Source organism: Psychrobium sp. nBUS_13, assembly GCF_051201665.1.
GTDB lineage: Bacteria > Pseudomonadota > Gammaproteobacteria > Enterobacterales > Psychrobiaceae > Psychrobium.
Genome location: NZ_CP179210.1, coordinates 1,642,810 through 1,665,096, shown reverse-complemented (window position 1 = coordinate 1,665,096; position 22,287 = coordinate 1,642,810). Strand labels below are relative to the sequence as shown.

Here is a 22,287-nt window from a genome sequence, read left to right as displayed (position 1 = left end):
TAAACAAAGCCAGCTTAATTGCTGGCTTTTTTATGATAATGCCCATGCTAGATAATCAATTAAAAGAAGAACTACTCGACGTTGTAACGCAGTGCTATGCCACCGCAGAACACGTATTAGCGCGTCGCTTTCCACGACCGGATGTATTGTTTAATCAACGGGGAAAAATTGCCGGCTGCGCATTACTCCAAAAGAACACAATCAAGTTTCATCCTAAGATTTATGAGCAAAACAAAGCACACTTTCTCACCCACGTTGTGCCTCATGAAATCGCGCACCTGCTCGTATGGCAGCTCTTTGGTAAAACACCGCCGCATGGCCGTGAATGGCAACACATTATGGTTAATGTGTTTGACTTACCACCTACTCGTACTCATCAATATAATGTCGACAATATAGGTATCAAACACATTACTTATCGTTGTGATTGTGGTGATGTTGAGTTAACAATACGCCGCCATAACAATGTGTTAAAGGGAACAATCTATCGTTGTAAAATGTGTCGCCAAAATTTAACGATTGCATAGTACCGATAATCTACCGTATCGATACTATGTCCTAGATATCAATGTAATAAACTGTAAAGTCTTCGGCGAGATGCTGAAGCCAAAGCGTCACCATCAGGCAACGCAGCAACGATATCGAGATAACGTTTCTTTGCATCATCAAAATTTAAATCGATAGTTAGAATGTCAAATAACAAATCTAACGCATCACTACTTCGGTTCGCTTGGCTATAACTTACCGCTAATTCAAGTTTTACTGACTTATCATCCGGTGTTTGAGCCAGCTTTTGCTCTAACGCTGTAATTTCTGGTGATTGCCCTGCTTGTTGGGCAAGCTCCAATAACGAAATAAGACGTTGATAACTTGCATTTTTGTCTTCTAGCGCGAAACTTTCTAATAACGTTTGCGCGTTGTCTAACTGACCTACTTTTATTAACACTTCGCTATAACAGAGTTTGATATCAATACGCTCTGGGTCAATCTCATAGGCTTGCTTAATTAACGAAAAAGCCGCATTTATATCACCAGCCTCATCTAATAGTATTGCATTGGCCTGTAATAACATGTCATCTTCTGGCTTTGGCAGATACTTAAATAACAACTCTTTTATTTGAGGCAATGGCGTAACCCCCGTTAGACCGTCAAGCGGCTTTCCGGCACGAATTAACACTAATGTAGGAACTGATGACACACCGAATTGCTGAGTTATTTGGGGCTGCTCATCGCAATTAACACGGGCGAGTACAATTGCTTCGCCCAATTCATTAGCCAAACTCACTAAATCATGTGACATCGCTTTACCCGATTCGTCACGGGGAGAATACAATTCGACAACAATAAGCTGTTCTGGTGATTGTTCTATTAAGACTGATTGAAAGTTTTCAACGGTAAGTTCAACAATGTTCGACATGCGTATTCTCATTAAAATAGGTTTAGTTATATTTATGGGCAAATCATTATTTTTCAAGCGATATTTTTAATGAGCTGCTATGATAGCCAACATCTTTTAGAATATTTACTTTAAACATTAATATGAATTTATATTTACGCCTCTTTTATCTTTTGCTGTGGGAAATACCCCGCAACAAATTACGCCAATCAATTTTAGCCACCAGTAAATATCAATTTCGAGTTTTACCTTTAGATGTCGATATTAATGCCCATCTTACAAATTCTCGATACTTAGCATTGATGGATCTAGCACGTACTAAAATGATGTCAGATAGTGGGGTGTTTAAGAAAGTTCTTAAGAAAAAATGGCTGCCAGTAGTTAGTTCCACTGAAATCACCTTCATTAAAGATGTTCGCCCTTGGCAAAAATGTACCATTGAGTCAAAAATTGTGTGTTGGGATGAAAAGTATTTCTATATGGAACAACGTTTTGTTAGCGGTGATACCATCCACGCTATTGCTCACCTACGCGGATTATTTGTTCATAAACGCAAGCCCGTAGCCAGCCAAAAATTGATGGAACTAGCAGGAGAAACTGACATCGTTTCCCCTGAGCCACCAGCGCATATTAGTCACTGGCAAGCACTATTGGCGGCTAAAAAGAACGCAGGTTAGTCTTTCTTTCCTAACAATGCATCAATATGATTAGCGATCTTCTTAAGATCGCTTTCTTTAAATAGGCAGCTGCTTAGTTCTAGCTTTTGCCCTTCGTTATTTATCAATAATAATCCGCCATCATCATTATTCGAGCGCTGCAAATCAAGTTGATAAATATCTAGCGTAATATCTCCACCAAATTCCGTCGACTGGTTTAACAGGTTGTTATCTACAGTAACTCGATTAAGCCACGGTGAAAAAATTGACATCATTGCTTTTATTAACACTACAACTGCGACAAGAACTGACGTAGCCGCTAACGTTTGCTCATCATGCCCAAAAGGGTTAATAACAGCATAAATAATCAGGCCAATTAAAAACGGGATGATGATATAAAATGTCGTTTTATGGATTTGGGGTTTTACGGTAAATTTCATTAATATTCCTTTATTATTCCTTGTTTTCTAATACATTTTTTTTCGTATTACTTTAATTTCATATGCGGCTGACTTGGTGGTAGCGGATAAAACCCGAGTTTTTCATAAAAACCAACCTTGCCTTCGCTTGGCCATAAATTGACACTTTCTAGGCCTAATTCGCGACAAAATAAAGTAATATCATCCATTATTTGGCTAGCTATCCCGCGTTTTTGATACTCAGATTTAGTAATCACATCGACAATAAATGCATACCTCACATAATCTGTAATCACCCGCCCTATTCCCATTAAGCAATTGTCATCATCACGGGCGACAAACCATTCACTTGGAGCAACAACACTGCGCGTCATTTGATCGGGATCAGGATTCTCGATCCATCCCGCACGTTGATACATATCACTTAGTTCTTGTGCTGTGGGCGCAATGCGTTCAATATTCATGCGTTAGGCCTCTTAAATCGCATCAAATTCACGCCACCTAGTTCAGTGGGGAACCCAAGGGTGGAATAGAAGGATTCCATTTCTGGTAAACAATACAATTCAACGTGTTGCACATCTTTAAGCACAGAATGAGATTTCACTAAATCCATCAACCGCAAGCCTAGTTTTTTACCACGCTGCGACTCACTAACGACGACGTCGAATATTACTGCTTTAAAAATTCCATCCGTAATAACACGTGTAAATCCTACTAGACGCTCGTTGTCATCTAGTAATCCAATGCAAACCTGCGAAACATTAACACACGTAACGGTTTGATACAACTGATGCAGTTGCTCGAGGTGTTGTGATGAAAAGTCATAAATAACCTGTGCCATTGCGTTTAGTCCTTTAATGAGTAATTTTATGGTGCTGTTGTAGCTAATTGTTGTCTATACTCAATAGTGAGATTAGGGCGTGTTGACCTTTCAAGCCTAGTTTTTGAACAGCATAGTAACTTGGTATAATAATTTCTCCAAAAACAAAAACACCAAAGAAACTATGCCGCGAACAATGCTCAAAGAGTCTACAGCGGCCTGTAAGTCATTCAAAAAGCTAGCACGCCAACGATTCTCTTGTGCATCCGATGCGGCGGGCGCATTAACTGTGTGGATAAAGGCCAATCCATCCATTGACTTGAGCGATACAGGTACCACTGAGCATGCTGTATTTAAACAGTCTGGTCGTCCCAAAAAAGACCAAGAGCAAGCAGGTTTTGAATATCAGATCACAGGTCATCTTAGCTCTTCACTCAACGTAAGAAGCGATAACATGCAGCAAAAAGGTTTTTTTATGTTGGCTAGTAACGACTTGAGTGAGACACTCACGATGGAAAAAATGTTAAGCCTTTACAAGTCACAGCAAAGTGTTGAGCGTGGCTTTAGATTTTTGAAAAGTCCAGACTTTCTCACTTCATCTCTGTATCTAAAAAAGCCAGAACGCATCGAAGCACTGCTGATGGTAATGACTTGCTGTTTAATGATTTATGCGGCTCTAGAATATAAAATAATACCAATTGCATTAAGTAAGTGATCTTGTTGTGCGTAGAGAAAATCAGCTAAAACAAGGCGCTCGATTGACTAATAGCTGGCTATTAGGATTGAGAGCAACGCCATGTTAGTTAATTTTAACAAGTACAAGTGGGCAAATATTTAATGCAATTGGTATAAGACAATCGACCGCTACGCGGCCGAAGAAGTTACTAATGCCTATTCACTCGAGAAGGGCTCATATGTGTTAGGCTACTATTTCTGTCACAACCTCAGTTTTCACTGAGTTAGCAATGAAGCATTGTTCATGTGATTGATGGTGCATTTTTTCAAGTTGCTCCATCGTTGGTTTTTTATCACCAGAAAACTGAACATGTGGTCTAAGTTTAACTTTAGTCATTGAAATTTTACCATCGCTATCTTTTTCCATTACACCTACAGCATCGTCTACATATGAATCAACCACATATTTTCTTTTTGCGGCAATAGATAAAAAGAACAACATGTGACAACTAGAAAGAGACGCAACAAATGCTTCTTCTGGGTCTACATTTTCTTCAACGCAATAAGGTAAAGGAACTACGTGAGGTGAAGAAGAGGCTTTAATGGTTACACCACCATCAAAAATCCATTCATGCCCTCGGCTATATTTGTTATCAATATAACTTTCATTACTACCTCTAACCCAATTGATTTTGGCAAAATACTCTGACATTTAAACTCCGTTTATGAAAGTATTTAATCGTGGTAGAGCGGCCCATTACTGAGCCGACCCCACACAGATCCGGACGTGCGGGACTACCGCATCCGGCTCTTCAGTTATATATTCACTCGTGTAAAAACACGACCCTAGTACCAATCAACCAGCACAAATCGCTTGCTGACGCTTGGTCTCTCAATTTTAAAATACTCTAACATCTTCTTGAAATTACTCCAATTATAACTTCGCCGACCACTGCGTCTGTTCAACCATTTATACAGACTATGTAAAACATAGTCATGCAGGCTTGATAAACTTCTGCTGTTGTCCGGTAGTCCGAAATAATTTACAAACCCCATGAGTTTTCGTCTTAACTGCGGCAGCCATAGCTTCAATTTAAGCGAGCGTTTGCTTTTAATCCATTGGTAATACTCACTCAGCTTCGCCCTCTGTTTCGCAACAGCGGTTCGCCGTCTGAGTCTTGGTTTACTGTTTGAATCAGTGCCCCAGTAAAATTCAAACCCTAGAAATACGAAGTGACGTTTTCGACCAGCGTGAAATCGGCTAAAGCGCATTAACGATGTTTTGTCTTCTGCGACGTCTAAGTTGAACTTCTTTAATCGTTTCGGTAGTACCTTATAAAAGCGCTTTGCATCCCTTTCCAATTGAAACGCACACACAAAGTCATCGGCGTAGCGGATCATCATTGCTCTGCCACGCATCGACGGTTTTACTTTCTTTTCGAACCAGAGGTCTAGTGCATAATGGAGATAAATATTAGCCAGTACAGGGCTGATAATTCCGCCTTGTGGACTGCCACTAGATGGCTTGGTGTAGACTCCATCAGGTGATTTTATCCGTGCTTTTAACCACTGATTAATTAAGTTAAGTATCGCCTTATCATCGATGCGTTGTTTTAACATGTCCATCAGCCATTCGTGATCAAGATTATCGAAGAAGCCTTTAATATCAGCCTCGACAATGTAACCGTAACCTTTGAATTGCAGATTTAGTGTCAAACTATGCACTGCTTGATGCGCACTTTTATTCGGTCGATAACCATAACTATTGCGCATAAAGTCTTGTTCCCAGATGCTTTGCAGGATCTGGCTAACACTTTGTTGCACGAGCTTGTCTTCAACCGTTGGCAGACCTAGTGGTCTTAATTTACCATTAGATTTAGGGATAAAGATCCGCTTGATATCATTAACTCGATAACATTTATGTTTGAGTTGTTGACCTAAGCGATCAATATTTTCAGTTAGCTTTTCCTTGTATTTAGGCATGGTAGTGCCATCAATACCGGGTTTAGCATGTTTATTGAGTTGCCCCCAGCTTTGATACAAACTGTCAGTATTTAGCAATCCATATAAATTCTGAAATCTGTGCTTGGGGTGGGTTTGTGCTTTAAATGCGATGGCATTAAGTGTTGTTGTCATAGTGATTCCAGCCCTACTTTGTCCGGACTATGTGGCGGCTTAATACCGGATATAACTGTCAGCTCCTTCGCCATGTACAAGGCTTTCCCCTGCTCAGACTACTATGGGCTGATCTGACTTCCAAAGGGTCATCGTTGGCTTTGCTTTTGGCTAAACGTCCCTACCATCGTCCTAATGGGACACCTTTGGATCTCTCAAGTTCTCAATGCATCTCTTTATACATGCCACGGCTTGATAACCCCGCTGACTCGCCACAACCTCACCGCTCACTTTCATGAATAATGGTTGCTTTGCTTGGACTTCGATGGCGTTACAAACCTCGTCAGTCAGATCTAATATTTATCGGAGCGATGCCAGCACTTCAGGGACACGATATCCCCTATGGCCTACATAATTCTCTGTGTACGCTTCACCAATATTGTTCATGTGATGCAGTCCTCACTGCCGAAAAGCAATCGCTAATCTCACACTCCGCCAAAGGCGCAACACTCGATACAGGTGGTTGGTTATACCTTACCCGACAGGGACTTACACCCTGCAAGATGCATCAAGCTTAGCTTGACGCACTAACGCCCTAATAATGGGCAAAAAATTGTTGGCTAAAATGTTGAGGAACGAAAACAGCCAACTGTTTTTTGTCCTTATTAATTAGCTTGTTAGTTGTACTTTGGAGATACTTTTAACTTTTTCATAGTTCTGAAAAACTCAAATACTCCCCAAATACCAGAGCTAATTAAGCCTACTTGCCAAATTTCAATTGAGTTAAAACTAAATGAATCAGAGTAAATGGCAAGACCAACCAATTTACCTAGCTGAAAAAGACCAGCTAAAATTGCGAGTAAACAAATAACTAAAAGAGACCACTTTAAAAAATTTGATTGATGCACAGTTACTCCTTAATGCGTGAACAAGTAACGAGGCTGTAGAATTTATCATTCAAGAAAAACAGCCATTAAATTTTGATTAATTTACACTAAAAACCGCGCATCTACGCGAAATCTAATGTTGTATGCGAGTGATTTATGAAATAAATCACTCTCATCAACGTAGTTTTTGGCTCTGGAATCTAAGATTTATAAATTCTACAGCTTCAACGCCCTAATAATGGGCAAAAAATTGTTGGCTAAAATGTTGAGGAACGAAAACAGCCAACTGTTTTTTGTCCTTATTAATTAGCTTGTTATATTTCACTTGCCACTTTAGTTTGTTTATCAAAATGGTCAACTGAAAAACTAAACAGGACTTTAATCATAAAGAATATACTAACCATCAAAAACCATACGGGAAGAGACAAATAAATTAGTAACAATATACCGTAACACATTAAATTTGCGCCAATAAATCCCTGAATAGATTTTCCTTTTAAGGCATTAACTAAAAATGCTGAAGCAATAGTGAATCCCCAAACAATCAAAGCAGCAGCCATTGGCTCAGAGAGTAACCATGCGATAACCAAGATATGAATATGAATGGCAATAAATATAAGACGATTTTTAGGCCTTTTAGAGTAAAATTCATTAGTGCCGAAACTAAAGTTCGCAATACACCCTGCTAGTACATCAACTATTAGTATAAAAGCTACAACTGTTTGCCAGCTTCCCAATTCAATGCCTGCCACGGAATAAATAATCCAGCTACCAAGTAGGGCAAAAATAACTGTGCAAGATACCTCTAATACTGATTGTTTCTCCCCAAGTACTTCGAAAAGAAACTCGGGTGTTTTAAAATACTTCATTACTTAAAGATGACTTCCTGATTAAACACTTAAACAATTAATTTTCACCAATACTTCCGTGAAGACTTAACGAGGCTGTAGAATTTATCATTCAAGATAAACAGCCATTAAATTTTGATTAATTTACACTAAAAACCGCGCATCTACGCGAAATCTAATGTTGTATGCGAGTGATTTATGAAATAAATCACTCTCATCAACGTAGTTTTTGGCTCTGGAATCTAAGATTTATAAATTCTACAGCCTCAACGCCCTAATAACAGGCAAAAAATTGTTTGCTAAAATGTTGAGGAACGAAAACAGCAAACTGTTTTTTGTCCTTATTAATTAGCTTGTTATGTTGCAACTAATCACCGCACATTGCTTTAAGCATGTTAGGACTAACTGCATTTTGTAATGATTTATTAGCTGACAAATAACCAATGATTTTTTTGTCTTTTATAATCATTGGTGGGGAGCTTGAAAACTCGTTGAATGGAGAATCAGAATTAAATTCATTGCCAAAAGTAGAGAATTCATTCCATATTGAGTCGCCGCTAAATTCATTACCATAAGTACCAAACTCGTTAAAGATAGAATCGCTATCAAAACTATTAGTAATCTTCCCTAGGTAAGTATTTTGACTATCTTGTGCAATGATCTTTGAACCATCTACTAATTGACATAGTTCGTTCGCATTGGTAGAAAAACTAAATAAAATAAATAGGCATACTATCAATTTATGCATAAAACCTTCTTTTGCAACATAACGAGGCTGTAGAATTTATCATTCAAGAAAAACAGCCATTAAATTTTGATTAATTTACACTAAAAACCGCGCATCTACCCGAAATCTAATGTTGTATGAGAGTGATTTATGAAATAAATCACTCTCATCAACGTAGTTTTTGGCTCTGGAATCTAAGATTTATAAATTCTACAGCCTCAACGCCCTCGTTAATGGGCAAAATATTGTTGGCTAAAATGTTGAGGAACGAAACACAGCCAACTGTATTTTGTCCGAATTAAACAGCTTGTTATATTTACCTATACTACAACTGTTTTTTACTTGAGTTGAGAGATAGAAGGATACAAGCAGAGCCAGAAATAATCGCGACAAATGCACCAATATTTAATCCTTGGCCGTTAGAATATGAAAAAGATAATAGAAAAAGACCAAGAAGTGCGCATCCAATGCCAATCCCCATTAGTATCCCTTTTCCCATAGACGTAATTAAGTCTACAAATTTATTTACGTTCATCCAAAATCCTTGGTAAATATAACGAGGCTGTAGAATTTATCATTCAAGAAAAACAGCCATTAAATTTTGATTAATTTACACTAAAAACCGCGCATCTACGCGAAATCTAATGTTGTATGAGAGTGATTTATGAAATAAATCACTCTCATCAACGTAGTTTTTGGCTCTGGAATCTAAGATTTATAAATTCTACAGCCTCAACGCCGTTTTAAGAGGCAATAAAATAGTTGGCTAAAATTAGCGACGAAGGAGCAAAAGCCAACTGTTTTTTGTCCTTTTTGAACGACTTGTTATGCATAATTGAACTCCACATGTTTCGCTAGTGTGGGTATTTCAAGGTACTCATATGCGGCATTTACCTTTTTAATAAAATGCTCGTCGTTGGATAAGAGGAAATTACAAAAAGATGCTATTGATGCGTGACTATTATCACTTGTTGCCGCTATGAATCGTCTTTCTTTGTGTACTTTTGAATCGGGATAATATCCTAAAGTGTTTAACATATTATAAATGCCCGTCACTTTTTGGTGTTTAAAATATGGCTGCTCTGGGTAAATGGGATTCTGCTTTAGCTGAAATAAGTCATCTATATCCATATTTGCTTGGCTATAAGTTGGAAGTGCTCTTAGTTTATCCCAGATTTTGACAAGTACATTTGGCGGTTCGATATTATTAAGTTGCTTAGGACCGATTCCTACCTGTGAACGGAAATCTTTAATACCATCCCAATTTTTATCATCGTCAATATTCTCAAGCATCATGCTTTCAGTTTTTTCTAATGTTGCTTTGTACTGAGAAGTCATTTCCTTAGTGTAGATTTTTAATTGTCTTTGAGCATCTTCGGGTAACTCGTCAGAGTTTTCCATTATTGAATCCATTAGCTCTGAGAATGCAGCAATTTGTTCTTTATGAATATCATTTAAACTATCACCTTTTCTTCCACCGGAAAATTTGAACAACCATTGTTGCATTGCATGTTCTATGTCAACACCATCATCACTATTTTCACAATACTCTTTATAAACATCAAAAGGGTCACGCACGCTTATTGTCGCTTTATCAGTAATTGTAAAGTGAGGTTGCTCAACAATTAATTTTAAATAGTTAGCATTAAGGTCTTTAAGTACGTTAAGGAAGCTTTCTTCAAACCCTTTAGAACGACGGATTTCTTTAAGCGTTTCATCTGAATAAACTACTTGATAATCTTTTATAAGTAATTGCCCAAACTCACCTAATCCTTGTTTAGTGAAAAAATCTAAAACATTTTGATCAAGATAAACAGTTGGCTTTCCTTCGTATGGTGGAATTGACTCCATTGCTTAATCCTTTATACATAACGCCGCATTAAGCGGCAAATAAATTGTTGGCTAAAATAAGTGAGGTACGAGCAAAAAGCCAACTGTTTTTTGTCCGTTTGAATGCCTTGTTATGTAATCACTCAGACCAAACTGCGTACTCATTTCCATTTGGATCACTAAAGTGAAATCTTCTACCACCCGGAAATGAGAATGTAGGTTTAACTATTTTACCACCTGCTTTCTGAATTTTATCTTGAGTTGCTTCAAGTTCATTACTGTATAAAACAATTAGCGGGCTTCCATTTTTAGTAGAAACAACTAAATCAGATTTAAAGAAACCACCGTCAACTCCTTGAGCAGCAAAACTACTATAATCTGGGCCATAGTCAACAAATGACCAGCCAAAGACTTCGCTAAAGAAAGCCTTAGTAGCTACAATATTTTGTGCTGGAATTTCAATATAGTTAATTTTATTATTTCTTGTCATTTCAGTGTTTGCATCCTTAATCTCACCTAAGTTATTTGCACTAGTGCCAGCCATAAATAAAGATAGCGCCAATGCTAGAATATATTTCATAAACCTTCCTGATTACATAACGCCCGCATAAGGGGCTGATAATAGTTTGCTAAAATGTGAAGCGGAGCGGAACCGAGCAAACTGTTAGCAGTCCCATGCTTAATGCGCTTGTTAGGCATACTTTTTAATAACAAGTTTATATAGTTTGTTTTTAATTATTTTTTGCTCAATTTTATCTGAGATATATTTACTTATAGCTAAAACAATGACAAGTCCTGCCCAGTAAATATAACTTTCAAAAGGGATATAACCTACGGATGACATGATAAAAGTAAAGCAAACCATAAAAGCTACTGTTAATAATATATCAATAAACCAACACTGTAATTTTGATGCTAGCTTAGCTTGATGTATATACGAAAATGTTTCCGTACTAGGAGCCTCTTTTAGTTTAGGAAAGCTATTGATCAACCATTCTGTATAGTTCATTGGAAACTCCATGTATGCCTAACGCCTCAATCAGAGGCAAAAAATAGTTGGTTAAAATTAGCGACGCAGGAGCAAAACCAACTGTTTTTTGTCCTGCTGAATTGACTTGTTATACGTTTATTCCGCCAATTGCTTTACTTTTATCTCGGTTCTAGAGTCACCCAACCAAAACTTAGTACCAGAAAATAGCTTAATAGAACTATGAGATTTACTGTTAAATGAAATTTCAAACTCTCCGTACATTGTTAATTCACTATTGGTACCAATCGCCAAACCACCATTAATTCTAAGATCAGATGTGCAAACTCTACAGTTTGCTGGTTCTACTGACTCAAGGAGCCAAATTTTACCTTTTGGTACTTCATGTTCTTTAAATTTCTCTAAGTTAATATCTTTAGCAAAAGTAGACATGGAAATGAACAATAAAACAAAACTTACAACTTTCATCGGAATCCTCGAAACGTAATCGTGGTAGAGCGGCCCATTACTGAGCCGACCCCACACAGATCCGGACGTGCGGGACTACCGCATCCGGCTCTTCAGTTATATATTCACTCGTGTAAAAACACGACCCTAGTACCAATCAACCAGCACAAATCGCTTGCTGACGCTTGGTCTCTCAATTTTAAAATACTCTAACATCTTCTTGAAATTACTCCAATTATAACTTCGCCGACCACTGCGTCTGTTCAACCATTTATACAGACTATGTAAAACATAGTCATGCAGGCTTGATAAACTTCTGCTGTTGTCCGGTAGTCCGAAATAATTTACAAACCCCATGAGTTTTCGTCTTAACTGCGGCAGCCATAGCTTCAATTTAAGCGAGCGTTTGCTTTTAATCCATTGGTAATACTCACTCAGCTTCGCCCTCTGTTTCGCAACAGCGGTTCGCCGTCTGAGTCTTGGTTTACTGTTTGAATCAGTGCCCCAGTAAAATTCAAACCCTAGAAATACGAAGTGACGTTTTCGACCAGCGTGAAATCGGCTAAAGCGCATTAACGATGTTTTGTCTTCTGCGACGTCTAAGTTGAACTTCTTTAATCGTTTCGGTAGTACCTTATAAAAGCGCTTTGCATCCCTTTCCAATTGAAACGCACACACAAAGTCATCGGCGTAGCGGATCATCATTGCTCTGCCACGCATCGACGGTTTTACTTTCTTTTCGAACCAGAGGTCTAGTGCATAATGGAGATAAATATTAGCCAGTACAGGGCTGATAATTCCGCCTTGTGGACTGCCACTAGATGGCTTGGTGTAGACTCCATCAGGTGATTTTATCCGTGCTTTTAACCACTGATTAATTAAGTTAAGTATCGCCTTATCATCGATGCGTTGTTTTAACATGTCCATCAGCCATTCGTGATCAAGATTATCGAAGAAGCCTTTAATATCAGCCTCGACAATGTAACCGTAACCTTTGAATTGCAGATTTAGTGTCAAACTATGCACTGCTTGATGCGCACTTTTATTCGGTCGATAACCATAACTATTGCGCATAAAGTCTTGTTCCCAGATGCTTTGCAGGATCTGGCTAACACTTTGTTGCACGAGCTTGTCTTCAACCGTTGGCAGACCTAGTGGTCTTAATTTACCATTAGATTTAGGGATAAAGATCCGCTTGATATCATTAACTCGATAACATTTATGTTTGAGTTGTTGACCTAAGCGATCAATATTTTCAGTTAGCTTTTCCTTGTATTTAGGCATGGTAGTGCCATCAATACCGGGTTTAGCATGTTTATTGAGTTGCCCCCAGCTTTGATACAAACTGTCAGTATTTAGCAATCCATATAAATTCTGAAATCTGTGCTTGGGGTGGGTTTGTGCTTTAAATGCGATGGCATTAAGTGTTGTTGTCATAGTGATTCCAGCCCTACTTTGTCCGGACTATGTGGCGGCTTAATACCGGATATAACTGTCAGCTCCTTCGCCATGTACAAGGCTTTCCCCTGCTCAGACTACTATGGGCTGATCTGACTTCCAAAGGGTCATCGTTGGCTTTGCTTTTGGCTAAACGTCCCTACCATCGTCCTAATGGGACACCTTTGGATCTCTCAAGTTCTCAATGCATCTCTTTATACATGCCACGGCTTGATAACCCCGCTGACTCGCCACAACCTCACCGCTCACTTTCATGAATAATGGTTGCTTTGCTTGGACTTCGATGGCGTTACAAACCTCGTCAGTCAGATCTAATATTTATCGGAGCGATGCCAGCACTTCAGGGACACGATATCCCCTATGGCCTACATAATTCTCTGTGTACGCTTCACCAATATTGTTCATGTGATGCAGTCCTCACTGCCGAAAAGCAATCGCTAATCTCACACTCCGCCAAAGGCGCAACACTCGATACAGGTGGTTGGTTATACCTTACCCGACAGGGACTTACACCCTGCAAGATGCATCAAGCTTAGCTTGACGCACTAACGCCCAACTAAGGGGCAAATAATTAGCTTGGCTATAATTTTGAGCGCAGCGACAAAAGCCAAGCTTTATTTGTCCCGCTTTAGTTACTTGTTAGCTACCCAATACACCTGATATCCAGTCATAGTAGTTCGATACCCTAACTTGATATGCAGTAGTACCATACAAACCACCTTTAAAAGTTGATATATCACCATGCCCAAATTGCCAACTTGATAAACCTACAAGAAAGGGGATGCCTTGTTGAATAACGATAGAAGCCCCACCACTATCTCCAGAGCCATGCATACCTTCAAGTGGTAATGCATTTTCCGGTTCATCGAATTTGAATGCTAACCAATTGCCTTCTGCATTTTCTACTACATTTTGAAACTGGTTTATTACACGAAGTGATTTTGTATCAATATTTTCCCCTGTTAATCCGGTTCCGGTCGCCCCCTTACCATAAACAGTTATTGTTTTACCTTTTTCACTTTTGCCATTGTATATTTTGATCGGTTTAACACCACTAACCTTTGTTGATAATTTGATGAGCGCAATATCACTTCTAGATTTGAAAAAGGTCATTAAAGGCGCTAAGTCGCCTTTAAGTAAACTTTTATTAGGTTCTGTATAATCAGGATGTATATGAACGCTTTTTATTTCATAAGCTTTTGAACCAATTATTAAATCTTTGCCGACATAATCATAAAAAATAGTGTGTGCTACCGTTAAAACCCATTGTGAATTTATTAATACACCATGCCCTTCATGGGGCATATCAATAAGGTATTCAGGCATTTTATCAAGAACATAATTTTCAGGAGGAACATCATGTCTCTTCACAACAGCATCGCTGTATGTAGAAAAGAAAATAATAGATAAGATAAACAAAACTTTCATATTACGTCCATGTTCATTAATGGGTAGCTAACGCCAACCTAAACCGCAGATTGCTGGTGCAGGTTTTGCGCCTTTTGTTTATTGCAAAAAATGCGACAGTAAAATCTGTCGGGTTTCAGGTTCTTGTTATGTTTGCCAGCCACAATGTCACACTTTTTTATTCAATGTTATAGCAAGGAATAAACACGCACACCCTGCAAAAATGGCAATTAAAGCGCCTAAATTAAATGGAGTGTCTTCCTTAAAAGATAATGAAAGGAAGAACAAGCCATAAGCAGATGTACCTAACGCTAAACCAGCCAGAACTCCTCGCCCTGCCAAAGTGACCGCTTTAACTACATCCATGTACAACTCCTTAGTAAACATAACGCCTTTGTAACAGGCTAATTTTTGTGAAGCAGTTTGTGTGATACTGACGCGCAGCGGCAACACAAAATGCGTAGCTAAAATTTGTCCTTGTTGACAAACTTGTTATGTTTTGATGCCTGATATTTCTCAGATATTTTTTCCAACGAGGTCTTTTTACCCTTGAAGAATTGCACAAAGTTTATCAAGGCAAAGCCTTCAACAAAGTGACCGATAATAACCAATACTAATAGTAACCCACCAATCAATTCCACGTTTCTTCTCCTTCATTGGTCAAGTTTTAATACCTTTAAGTTTAACTACCAGATATACAGTTAACGCAAAATGAAACGCAGCATGTATGAACTGACCAGTATACAAAAATATCGATATTACTACGGTGCTTTCGCAAATAATAAATTTCTGAAAAAAATTCAACAGTACTCCTTAGAAACATAACGCCGTTATAACCGGCTAATAATAGTTGGCTAAAATTTGTGAGGCACGAACAAAGCCAACTGTTATTTGTCCGCGTTTACAACCTTGTTAGATGACGCTAGTTCAGTAATTATTGGATGCTCATGAGCTAGGATTGATACGCACTCATTCAAACCAATAATAAGAAATTCACGTGGTTCATAAAGCTTGCCTGTCACGAAGTGATCTCGCGTTTTTTCTAAAGAGTTCCAACCACCTTCAATTACTTCAAAACACCAACCTTTAGTCAAATCGCATTCAGACCAAAACTCACCTAAATCACCTTCATCAAGAACCCTAAAGCCCCATGATGTGTCAAAATTGGCTTTAATTTTCCAACTCTTTGACTCAACAATAATATCTAAACCGTTATCAGATAATTTAACTTCATCAACTACCGTACTGCGATCTGATTTATATGGTGATTCAATTAATAGCACCTTAGGTTCGAATATCATCGTAGTCTTCTAACAGCTTATTCTACCGCAAACACTGCGATATATGTTCGCAGTAATACGTAGATAAATAAAAACAACATAATATATAAATTTAATAAGCACAAGTACTTAGGCGACATTAGCCTTAATATTAAGTTTTTCTACCTATAAATCTAATACAAATGCCGCAAGTTTCGCCTACACTATTAAACTGTATGAATAAACAGTAGGTATTAGTATGAAAAATTCACCATTCCTCACTCATATTAAGGAAGTGATGCTAGCTCGACATTATGCGAGACTGACCATTAAGTCTTACTTATATTGGATAAAGTTTTTTATTAACTTTCATAATAAGCAACACCCATCATCTCTTGGCGACAGAGAAGTAGAAAATTTCCTGACGTTTTTGACTGTCCGAAGAGGAGTAGCCGCGAGTACACAGTCGCAAGCGTTGAATGCATTAGTGTATCTTTATCAAGAAATCGTTAAGCAGCCTTTAGATCCTTCACTTAGGTTTCACCGGAGTAACAAGCAGCGAAAACTACCCGTCGTATTAACGCAAGATGAGGTGCGCCGTTTATTTGTGCAAATGCCGCCAAAGTATGATTTGCTAGCAAAGTTAATGTATGGCAGTGGACTTAGGTTGATGGAAGCGATTAGGCTTAGGATCAAAGATATTGACTTTAATTACTTCACGCTTTCAATCCACAATGCCAAAGGAGGAAAAAACCGTAGGGTTACTTTAGCAAAAGAACTGCAAGAACCATTGAAAAATCAAATAACACTGGCTAATAAATATTTTAATTTAGATGTGAGCAACAAAGAATACTGCGGTGTTAAACTACCTTATGCCTTGTCTCATAAATACCCAAATGCGCCATTCGATTTTTTATGGCACTACCTGTTCCCTTCATATAAATTAAGCTGCGAGCCAGGTACTAGCAGTATTAGACGCCATCATATTAACGAGACAACATTTCAAAAGGCGATTAAACAAGCGGCGAAGCAAGCACAAATTTTTAAACATGTAACATCACATACGTTAAGGCATTCATTTGCAACACACCTATTGGAAACAGGTTCAGACATTCGCACTATTCAAGAGCAATTAGGACATACAGATATTAGAACAACACAAATATATACTCACGTCATTCAAGCTGGCGCTAACGGAGTGGTTAGCCCATTAAGTAAATTATGATAAATATCAAAACAGCCATTTACAGGTTCGATATGCTGCATTTAAACACAAAAAAGCCCACGTTGCATTCACAACGTAGGCTTTCATTTATTCAAGAATTAACTAATCAGCTAATTACTCAGCAGCTGGTGCTTCGGCAGCAGGCTTAGCATCTTTCATGCTTAAACGCACACGGCCTTGACGATTGTGATATTTAAGTAGAACCTTAATGAGTCGTCCCTCTTAAAATTAAGACACAAAAAAGCCCGCACAACTTTCGCTGTGCAGGCTTTCATTCACTTAAGAATTAACTAATCAGCTAATTACTCAGCAGCTGGTGCTTCGGCAGCAGGCTTAGCATCTTTCATGCTTAAACGCACACGGCCTTGACGATTGTGATATTTAAGTAGAACCTTAATGAGTCGTCCCTCTTAAAATTTAAACACAAAAAAGCCCACGTTGCATTCACAACGTAGGCTTTCATTCACTTAAGAATTAACTAATCAGTTAATTACTCAGCAGCGGGTGCTTCGGCAGCAGGTTTAGCATCTTTCATGCTTAAACGTACACGGCCTTGACGATTGTGATATTTAAGTAGAACCTTAATGAGTCGTCCCTCTTAAAATTTAAACACAAAAAAGCCCACGTTGCATTCACAACGTAGGCTTTCATTCACTTAAGAATTAACTAATCAGTTAATTACTCAGCAGCTGGTGCTTCGGCAGCAGGTTTAGCATCTTTCATGCTTAAACGTACACGGCCTTGACGATTGTGATATTTAAGTAGAACCTTAATGAGTCGTCCCTCTTAAAATTTAAACACAAAAAAGCCCACGTTGCATTCACAACGTAGGCTTTCATTTATTCAAGAATTAACTAATCAGCTAATTACTCAGCAGCTGGTGCTTCGGCAGCAGGTTTAGCATCTTTCATGCTTAAACGTAAACGGCCTTGACGATTGTGATATTTAAGTAGAACCTTAATGAGTCGTCCCTCTTAAAATTTAAACACAAAAAAGCCCACGTTGCATTCACAACGTAGGCTTTCATTTATTCAAGAATTAACTAATCAGTTAATTACCCAGCAGCTGGTGCTTCGGCAGCAGGTTTAGCATCTTTCATGCTTAAACGTACACGGCCTTGACGATTGTGATATTTAAGTAGAACCTTAATGAGTCGTCCCTCTTAAAATTAAGACACAAAAAAGCCCGCACAACTTTCGCTGTGCAGGCTTTCATTCACTTAAGAATTAACTAATCAGTTAATTACTCAGCAGCTGGTGCTTCGGCAGCAGGTTTAGCATCTTTCATGCTTAAACGTACACGGCCTTGACGATTGTGATATTTAAGTAGAACCTTAATGAGTCGTCCCTCTTAAAATTAAGACACAAAAAAGCCCGCACAACTTTCGCTGTGCAGGCTTTCATTCACTTAAGAATTAACTAATCAGTTAATTACTCAGCAGCTGGTGCTTCGGCAGCAGGTTTAGCATCTTTCATGCTTAAACGTACACGGCCTTGACGATCGATTTCTAGAACCTTCACGTCTACCATTTGACCTTCTTTCAAGAAGTCAGTTACTTTCTCTACACGCTCTTCGGTGATTTGAGAAATGTGTACTAGACCATCTTTACCAGGAAGTACTTCAACGAATGCGCCAAAATCTACGATGCGTTTAACAGCACCGTGGTAAATTTTGCCAACTTCAACTTCAGCCGTGATTGCTTCGATGCGAGCAATAGCGTCTTTCGACTTGTTGCTGTCAGTTGATGCAATTTTCACTGTACCGTCGTCTTCAATCTCAATTACACAACCAGTTTCTTCGGTTAGTGCACGGATTGTTGCGCCGCCTTTACCAATGATGTCACGGATTTTGTCCGTAGCAACTTTCATTGTAGTAATGCGAGGTGCGAACTCAGAAACATCTTCACGTGCACCAGCAATTGCTTCGTCCATTACACTTAAGATGTGTAAACGAGCAGCTTTTGCTTGGTTTAGTGCGATATCCATGATGTTCTTAGTGATACCTTCGATTTTGATATCCATTTGTAGTGCAGTAATACCGTCGGTAGAACCCGCTACTTTAAAGTCCATGTCACCTAGGTGATCTTCATCGCCTAAGATATCAGAAAGAACAACGAAGTCGTCGCCTTCTTTTACTAGACCCATTGCGATACCAGCAACAGAAGCCTTAATTGGAACACCAGCATCCATAAGCGCTAACGATGTACCACATACAGAAGCCATTGAGCTTGAACCGTTAGATTCAGTGATTTCCGATACAACACGTACAGCGTATGGGAATTCTTCTTTAGACGGCATAACCGCAAGAACACCACGTTTAGCTAGACGACCGTGACCGATTTCACGACGCTTAGGAGAACCAACCATACCTGTCTCACCAACACATGATGGTGGGAAGTTGTAGTGCATCATGAACGTGTCTGTTACTTCACCCATGATGCTGTCGATGCGCTGTGCGTCACGTTCAGTGCCAAGTGTTGCAGTGACTAATGCTTGAGTCTCACCACGAGTAAATACGGCTGAACCGTGAGTCCGTGGAAGAACGCCAGTCATTACGTCTAGTGCACGAATCATTTCAGGATCGCGACCATCGATACGAGGTGCGCCAGAGATAATGCGTGAACGTACTACGTCTTTTTCAACATCGTGTGCGATTTCAGATACTTTCTTAGTATCTACATCTGCATTGTCTTCAACTAATGCAGCAACAACGTCACCAGTAATCACGTCGATAGCATCTTTACGATCCATCTTGTCTGAGATTTGGTAAGCTTCAACGTAACGCGCTTCACTTAATTCTTTGATTTTAGCAACTTGTGCTTCGTCATTTACTGGAGCAGTCCAATCCCATGCAGGCTTGCCAGCTTCAGCTTTTAATTCTTTAATCGCTTCGATTACAACTTGTTGTGCATCGTGACCAAAGGTTACAGCGCCAAGCATTACTTCTTCAGAAAGCATTTGGGCTTCTGATTCAACCATTAATACAGCACTGTCTGTACCAGAAACAACAAGGTCAAGTTGACTTGTTTCTAATTCAGTTTTTGTAGGGTTAAGTACGTATTGACCATCGATGTAACCAACACGAGCACAACCGATTGGGCCGTTGAACGGACAACCAGCTAGTGAGATAGCAGCCGATGTACCGATCATAGCAGCGATATCTGGGTTAACTTCTGGGTTAACAGATACTACTGTTGCAATGATTTGTACTTCATTTAAGAAACCAGCAGGGAATAACGGACGTACCGGACGGTCGATTAGACGTGCGATAAGCGTTTCGTTTTCACTTGGACGGCCTTCACGCTTGAAGAAACCACCAGGGATTTTACCAGCAGCGTAAGTACGCTCTTGGTAGTTAACAGTTAGTGGGAAAAAGTCACGGCCTTCTACCGCTTTCTTTTTCGCAACACAAGTAACCATAACAACTGTGTCGTCCATGTTTACTAATACTGCACCGTCTGCTTGACGCGCGATAGCGCCAGTTTCGATGGTCACATTATGTTGACCATATTTAAAGCTTTTAATTGTAGGATTCACTGATTGAATTTCCTTTGTCTTTAGTCATCTTTGAATTTTCTCGGCATAGTATACGGTGAGAACTTATGTATTAAAAGACTCTATTGCTCAAAGCGTAAAATAAGCTATAGCACAGAGAGTTTAATGGCCTTAAAGTCTAATACTTGACCGCCAAATTCACTTGCAAATGCTTGAGCGTAACCTTGTTGAGAAAGCTAGCGAGTGTTTTACCCATCGCGCCTTTTTGTGACGAGTTAACAACAAACCATGCTTTGTGAGCATCAACGAAATAACCATCATTGGGTGCATCCCACGGCGCCTTACTCATGTCGTGCACTAAAATGCTTGTTACGTTCCGAGTATTTTCAGGATCGAGATAAAAACTAAACATATCGCGTGTGGAACAAAATTTTTTTACCGCATTACCGTCTGCCTCTGTCACGCCATTTCGAAACCATTCCCCCTTAGGGCCCGGAAAATTTGAGATGAGCATGCCACACAAATGACATTCATCACCGCTTTCTATTGCCACCGCTTGATGCAACATTTTTTGTTGCTCAGTTTCTTGAGAACAACCGACAATACTCAACATGATGATAAGCGACGCAGCTAATCAATTAATAAACATAATAAACACCTTTATAATTTTTTATTTTTAAAAATAAATGAAGTGATGGTTAGCGGAATGGCAATCCACGCCAGCAATACCGACAAAAAATGAACTTGTGACAAGTTCGCATTAATCGCCACCGCTAATGCACCATTGACGTCACTGCTATCAAGGCCTGCAAGATTAACCAATCGACACACATCGGCCGGATTAAGCATCATCAATTGCCTGAGTGTTGTTTGACTTAAACTACTTTCAGTCCCGACGAGTAACGCGAGCAGTCCGAGATAAAATACAAGCGCAAACAAAAACCATGTAATTAACGCGCCACCAGCGGCTTTTGATTTTTCGCTGGAAATTAAACTAATGAGATAGGAAATAGCGGTGAAGCTAAGGCCTAACAAGGTTGCGCTGCCAATAAAGCTGTCATAACTCAGCAATAATGCAATCAACGGAATGAGAAAAACCGCAAGGCTCGCCAAACTAGCAATGGTGGTTGATAACGATGTTAAACCGACGGTGCCAGATGCAGCCGCGCCCAAAATAAGTGAGTCCGACCGACAACACCGCAAAAATAATAGTGATGGATAACAAACAGCGATTACGCAAGCCGTCATAAAACTCTTTGTTGGCGACAGTGAAAATTTGTCTCATTACGCTACATATATGGACCCACTCCGTTTACAAGACATTTAATCAATGATGTAAGAGAAAAATAATTGCTCTCATATATCCGGCCTATTTTTGGAGAATTTTATTTTCTCCTGGCCCCGATGGTTATTTGCTCTCATGATCCTCATCATCCTTACGGCTTTATTAGAAGCCGATGCAGCGAACAGGGTTTTCATGAGCCGGTCTGACCTATCTTACCATCCGATTAACTTGTCTTTTGCAACTGAAGTAAAGGGTTTACTCTTTTATACCAATTGCATTAAGTAAGTGATCTTGTTGTGCGTAGAGAAAATCAGCTAAAACAAGGCGCTCGATTGACTAATAGCTGGCTAT

The 22,287-nt window shown here is 39.1% G+C and carries 26 protein-coding genes and 2 pseudogenes; 6 read left to right on the top strand and 22 right to left on the bottom strand.

Translation table 11 applies throughout. The annotated features are described in order from the left end of the window. Positions 1–32: 32 nt before the first annotated feature. Positions 33–527, top strand: a complete 495-nt coding sequence (locus ACMAZF_RS07575) for a SprT family zinc-dependent metalloprotease (protein WP_435276784.1) — start codon at positions 33–35, stop codon at positions 525–527. A gap of 38 nt (positions 528–565) precedes the next feature. Here the strand turns inward: ACMAZF_RS07575 and ACMAZF_RS07570 are convergent, their stop codons facing one another. Beyond that, complete coding sequence (locus tag ACMAZF_RS07570) at positions 566–1,417, bottom strand: tetratricopeptide repeat protein (RefSeq protein WP_435276783.1); 852 nt, start codon at positions 1,415–1,417, stop codon at positions 566–568. Between the two features lie 122 nt (positions 1,418–1,539). On the opposite strand from ACMAZF_RS07570, the gene ACMAZF_RS07565 reads away from it, so the two are divergent. After that, positions 1,540–2,073, top strand: coding sequence for a thioesterase family protein (locus ACMAZF_RS07565; RefSeq protein ID WP_435276782.1), 534 nt, complete (start codon positions 1,540–1,542; stop codon positions 2,071–2,073). Here ACMAZF_RS07565 and ACMAZF_RS07560 read toward each other — a convergent pair. From ACMAZF_RS07560 to ACMAZF_RS07550, 3 genes are read right to left on the bottom strand one after another with little or no spacing between them, the layout of a single operon-like run. Further along, on the bottom strand, positions 2,070–2,492 hold the full coding sequence (locus tag ACMAZF_RS07560) for a hypothetical protein (protein WP_435276781.1): 423 nt from the start codon (positions 2,490–2,492) through the stop codon (positions 2,070–2,072). The two genes, ACMAZF_RS07565 and ACMAZF_RS07560, sit on opposite strands and share 4 nt — an antisense overlap. Positions 2,493–2,539: 47 nt before the next feature. Beyond that, positions 2,540–2,935 (bottom strand): GNAT family N-acetyltransferase, encoded by a 396-nt coding sequence (locus tag ACMAZF_RS07555; protein ID WP_435276780.1) that lies wholly within the window; start codon positions 2,933–2,935, stop codon positions 2,540–2,542. Continuing rightward, the gene (locus ACMAZF_RS07550; RefSeq protein ID WP_435276779.1) at positions 2,932–3,312 is read right to left on the bottom strand and encodes a GNAT family N-acetyltransferase; all 381 of its coding nucleotides are present in this window, start codon (positions 3,310–3,312) and stop codon (positions 2,932–2,934) included. Before ACMAZF_RS07550 ends, ACMAZF_RS07555 begins: the two co-directional genes overlap by 4 nt. 145 nt (positions 3,313–3,457) lie before the next feature. Here ACMAZF_RS07550 and ACMAZF_RS07545 point away from each other — a divergent pair. Then, a pseudogene (locus tag ACMAZF_RS07545) lies at positions 3,458–3,982 on the top strand (transposase); the annotation flags it as partial. A 228-nt stretch (positions 3,983–4,210) separates the two neighbouring features. Here ACMAZF_RS07545 and ACMAZF_RS07540 read toward each other — a convergent pair. Both ACMAZF_RS07540 and ltrA (ACMAZF_RS07535) read right to left on the bottom strand, forming a co-directional pair. Then, positions 4,211–4,678, bottom strand: coding sequence for an OsmC family protein (locus tag ACMAZF_RS07540; RefSeq protein ID WP_435276778.1), 468 nt, complete (start codon positions 4,676–4,678; stop codon positions 4,211–4,213). A 134-nt stretch (positions 4,679–4,812) separates the two neighbouring features. Continuing rightward, positions 4,813–6,102 carry a group II intron reverse transcriptase/maturase gene (gene ltrA, locus ACMAZF_RS07535; RefSeq protein WP_435276770.1) on the bottom strand — a complete coding sequence of 430 codons (1,290 nt, stop codon included), beginning with the start codon at positions 6,100–6,102 and terminating at the stop codon, positions 4,813–4,815. Between the two features lie 281 nt (positions 6,103–6,383). On the opposite strand from ltrA (ACMAZF_RS07535), the gene ACMAZF_RS07530 reads away from it, so the two are divergent. Further along, on the top strand, positions 6,384–6,659 hold the full coding sequence (locus tag ACMAZF_RS07530) for a hypothetical protein (protein ID WP_435274350.1): 276 nt from the start codon (positions 6,384–6,386) through the stop codon (positions 6,657–6,659). Between the two features lie 99 nt (positions 6,660–6,758). Here the strand turns inward: ACMAZF_RS07530 and ACMAZF_RS07525 are convergent, their stop codons facing one another. From ACMAZF_RS07525 to ltrA (ACMAZF_RS07485), 9 genes are all read right to left on the bottom strand, one after another. Next, positions 6,759–6,989: a hypothetical protein gene (locus ACMAZF_RS07525; RefSeq protein ID WP_435276777.1), complete on the bottom strand. Its 231-nt coding sequence runs from the start codon at positions 6,987–6,989 to the stop codon at positions 6,759–6,761. A 293-nt stretch (positions 6,990–7,282) separates the two neighbouring features. Further along, positions 7,283–7,837, bottom strand: a complete 555-nt coding sequence (locus tag ACMAZF_RS07520) for a hypothetical protein (RefSeq protein WP_435276776.1) — start codon at positions 7,835–7,837, stop codon at positions 7,283–7,285. 346 nt (positions 7,838–8,183) lie between these two features. Then, on the bottom strand, positions 8,184–8,564 hold the full coding sequence (locus ACMAZF_RS07515) for a hypothetical protein (protein ID WP_435276775.1): 381 nt from the start codon (positions 8,562–8,564) through the stop codon (positions 8,184–8,186). Positions 8,565–8,868: 304 nt separating this feature from the next. Beyond that, positions 8,869–9,078, bottom strand: coding sequence for a hypothetical protein (locus ACMAZF_RS07510; RefSeq protein ID WP_435276774.1), 210 nt, complete (start codon positions 9,076–9,078; stop codon positions 8,869–8,871). 290 nt (positions 9,079–9,368) lie between these two features. Further along, positions 9,369–10,394, bottom strand: a complete 1,026-nt coding sequence (locus tag ACMAZF_RS07505) for a hypothetical protein (RefSeq protein ID WP_435276773.1) — start codon at positions 10,392–10,394, stop codon at positions 9,369–9,371. 118 nt (positions 10,395–10,512) lie between these two features. Beyond that, positions 10,513–10,863, bottom strand: coding sequence for a VOC family protein (locus ACMAZF_RS07500; RefSeq protein ID WP_435277202.1), 351 nt, complete (start codon positions 10,861–10,863; stop codon positions 10,513–10,515). A gap of 201 nt (positions 10,864–11,064) precedes the next feature. Further along, a complete protein-coding gene (locus ACMAZF_RS07495) occupies positions 11,065–11,382 on the bottom strand; it encodes a hypothetical protein (RefSeq protein WP_435276772.1) in 318 nt (105 codons plus the stop codon). Between the two features lie 117 nt (positions 11,383–11,499). Next, positions 11,500–11,829 (bottom strand): hypothetical protein, encoded by a 330-nt coding sequence (locus ACMAZF_RS07490; protein ID WP_435276771.1) that lies wholly within the window; start codon positions 11,827–11,829, stop codon positions 11,500–11,502. Between the two features lie 126 nt (positions 11,830–11,955). Next, the gene (gene ltrA / locus ACMAZF_RS07485) at positions 11,956–13,245 is read right to left on the bottom strand and encodes a group II intron reverse transcriptase/maturase (protein WP_435276770.1); all 1,290 of its coding nucleotides are present in this window, start codon (positions 13,243–13,245) and stop codon (positions 11,956–11,958) included. Positions 13,246–13,526: 281 nt separating this feature from the next. Here ltrA (ACMAZF_RS07485) and ACMAZF_RS07480 point away from each other — a divergent pair, with 281 nt between their 5' ends. Further along, the gene (locus tag ACMAZF_RS07480) at positions 13,527–13,802 is read left to right on the top strand and encodes a hypothetical protein (protein WP_435274350.1); all 276 of its coding nucleotides are present in this window, start codon (positions 13,527–13,529) and stop codon (positions 13,800–13,802) included. Positions 13,803–13,905: 103 nt separating this feature from the next. On the opposite strand, the gene ACMAZF_RS07475 is transcribed toward ACMAZF_RS07480, so the two are convergent. The 4 genes from ACMAZF_RS07475 to ACMAZF_RS07460 all read right to left on the bottom strand — a co-directional run bounded on the left by ACMAZF_RS07475 (position 13,906) and on the right by ACMAZF_RS07460 (position 15,974). Beyond that, positions 13,906–14,694 carry a trypsin-like serine protease gene (locus ACMAZF_RS07475; RefSeq protein ID WP_435276769.1) on the bottom strand — a complete coding sequence of 263 codons (789 nt, stop codon included), beginning with the start codon at positions 14,692–14,694 and terminating at the stop codon, positions 13,906–13,908. Positions 14,695–14,841: 147 nt separating this feature from the next. Next, a complete protein-coding gene (locus ACMAZF_RS07470; protein ID WP_435274579.1) occupies positions 14,842–15,039 on the bottom strand; it encodes a hypothetical protein in 198 nt (65 codons plus the stop codon). A gap of 98 nt (positions 15,040–15,137) precedes the next feature. Beyond that, positions 15,138–15,314, bottom strand: a complete 177-nt coding sequence (locus tag ACMAZF_RS07465; protein ID WP_435274571.1) for a hypothetical protein — start codon at positions 15,312–15,314, stop codon at positions 15,138–15,140. Positions 15,315–15,560: 246 nt separating this feature from the next. Then, positions 15,561–15,974 (bottom strand): hypothetical protein, encoded by a 414-nt coding sequence (locus tag ACMAZF_RS07460; protein ID WP_435276768.1) that lies wholly within the window; start codon positions 15,972–15,974, stop codon positions 15,561–15,563. A 217-nt stretch (positions 15,975–16,191) separates the two neighbouring features. Here ACMAZF_RS07460 and ACMAZF_RS07455 point away from each other — a divergent pair, with 217 nt between their 5' ends. After that, positions 16,192–17,157 carry an integron integrase gene (locus ACMAZF_RS07455; RefSeq protein ID WP_435276767.1) on the top strand — a complete coding sequence of 322 codons (966 nt, stop codon included), beginning with the start codon at positions 16,192–16,194 and terminating at the stop codon, positions 17,155–17,157. A gap of 1,430 nt (positions 17,158–18,587) precedes the next feature. Here ACMAZF_RS07455 and pnp read toward each other — a convergent pair. The 3 genes and pseudogenes from pnp to ACMAZF_RS07440 form a co-directional block, all read right to left on the bottom strand. After that, on the bottom strand, positions 18,588–20,693 hold the full coding sequence (pnp, locus tag ACMAZF_RS07450; RefSeq protein ID WP_435276766.1) for a polyribonucleotide nucleotidyltransferase: 2,106 nt from the start codon (positions 20,691–20,693) through the stop codon (positions 18,588–18,590). Positions 20,694–20,829: 136 nt separating this feature from the next. After that, positions 20,830–21,264 carry a nitrous oxide reductase accessory protein NosL gene (locus tag ACMAZF_RS07445; protein WP_435276765.1) on the bottom strand — a complete coding sequence of 145 codons (435 nt, stop codon included), beginning with the start codon at positions 21,262–21,264 and terminating at the stop codon, positions 20,830–20,832. 47 nt (positions 21,265–21,311) lie between these two features. Next, positions 21,312–21,936: pseudogene (locus ACMAZF_RS07440) on the bottom strand (ABC transporter permease subunit). Positions 21,937–22,287 lie beyond the last annotated feature (351 nt).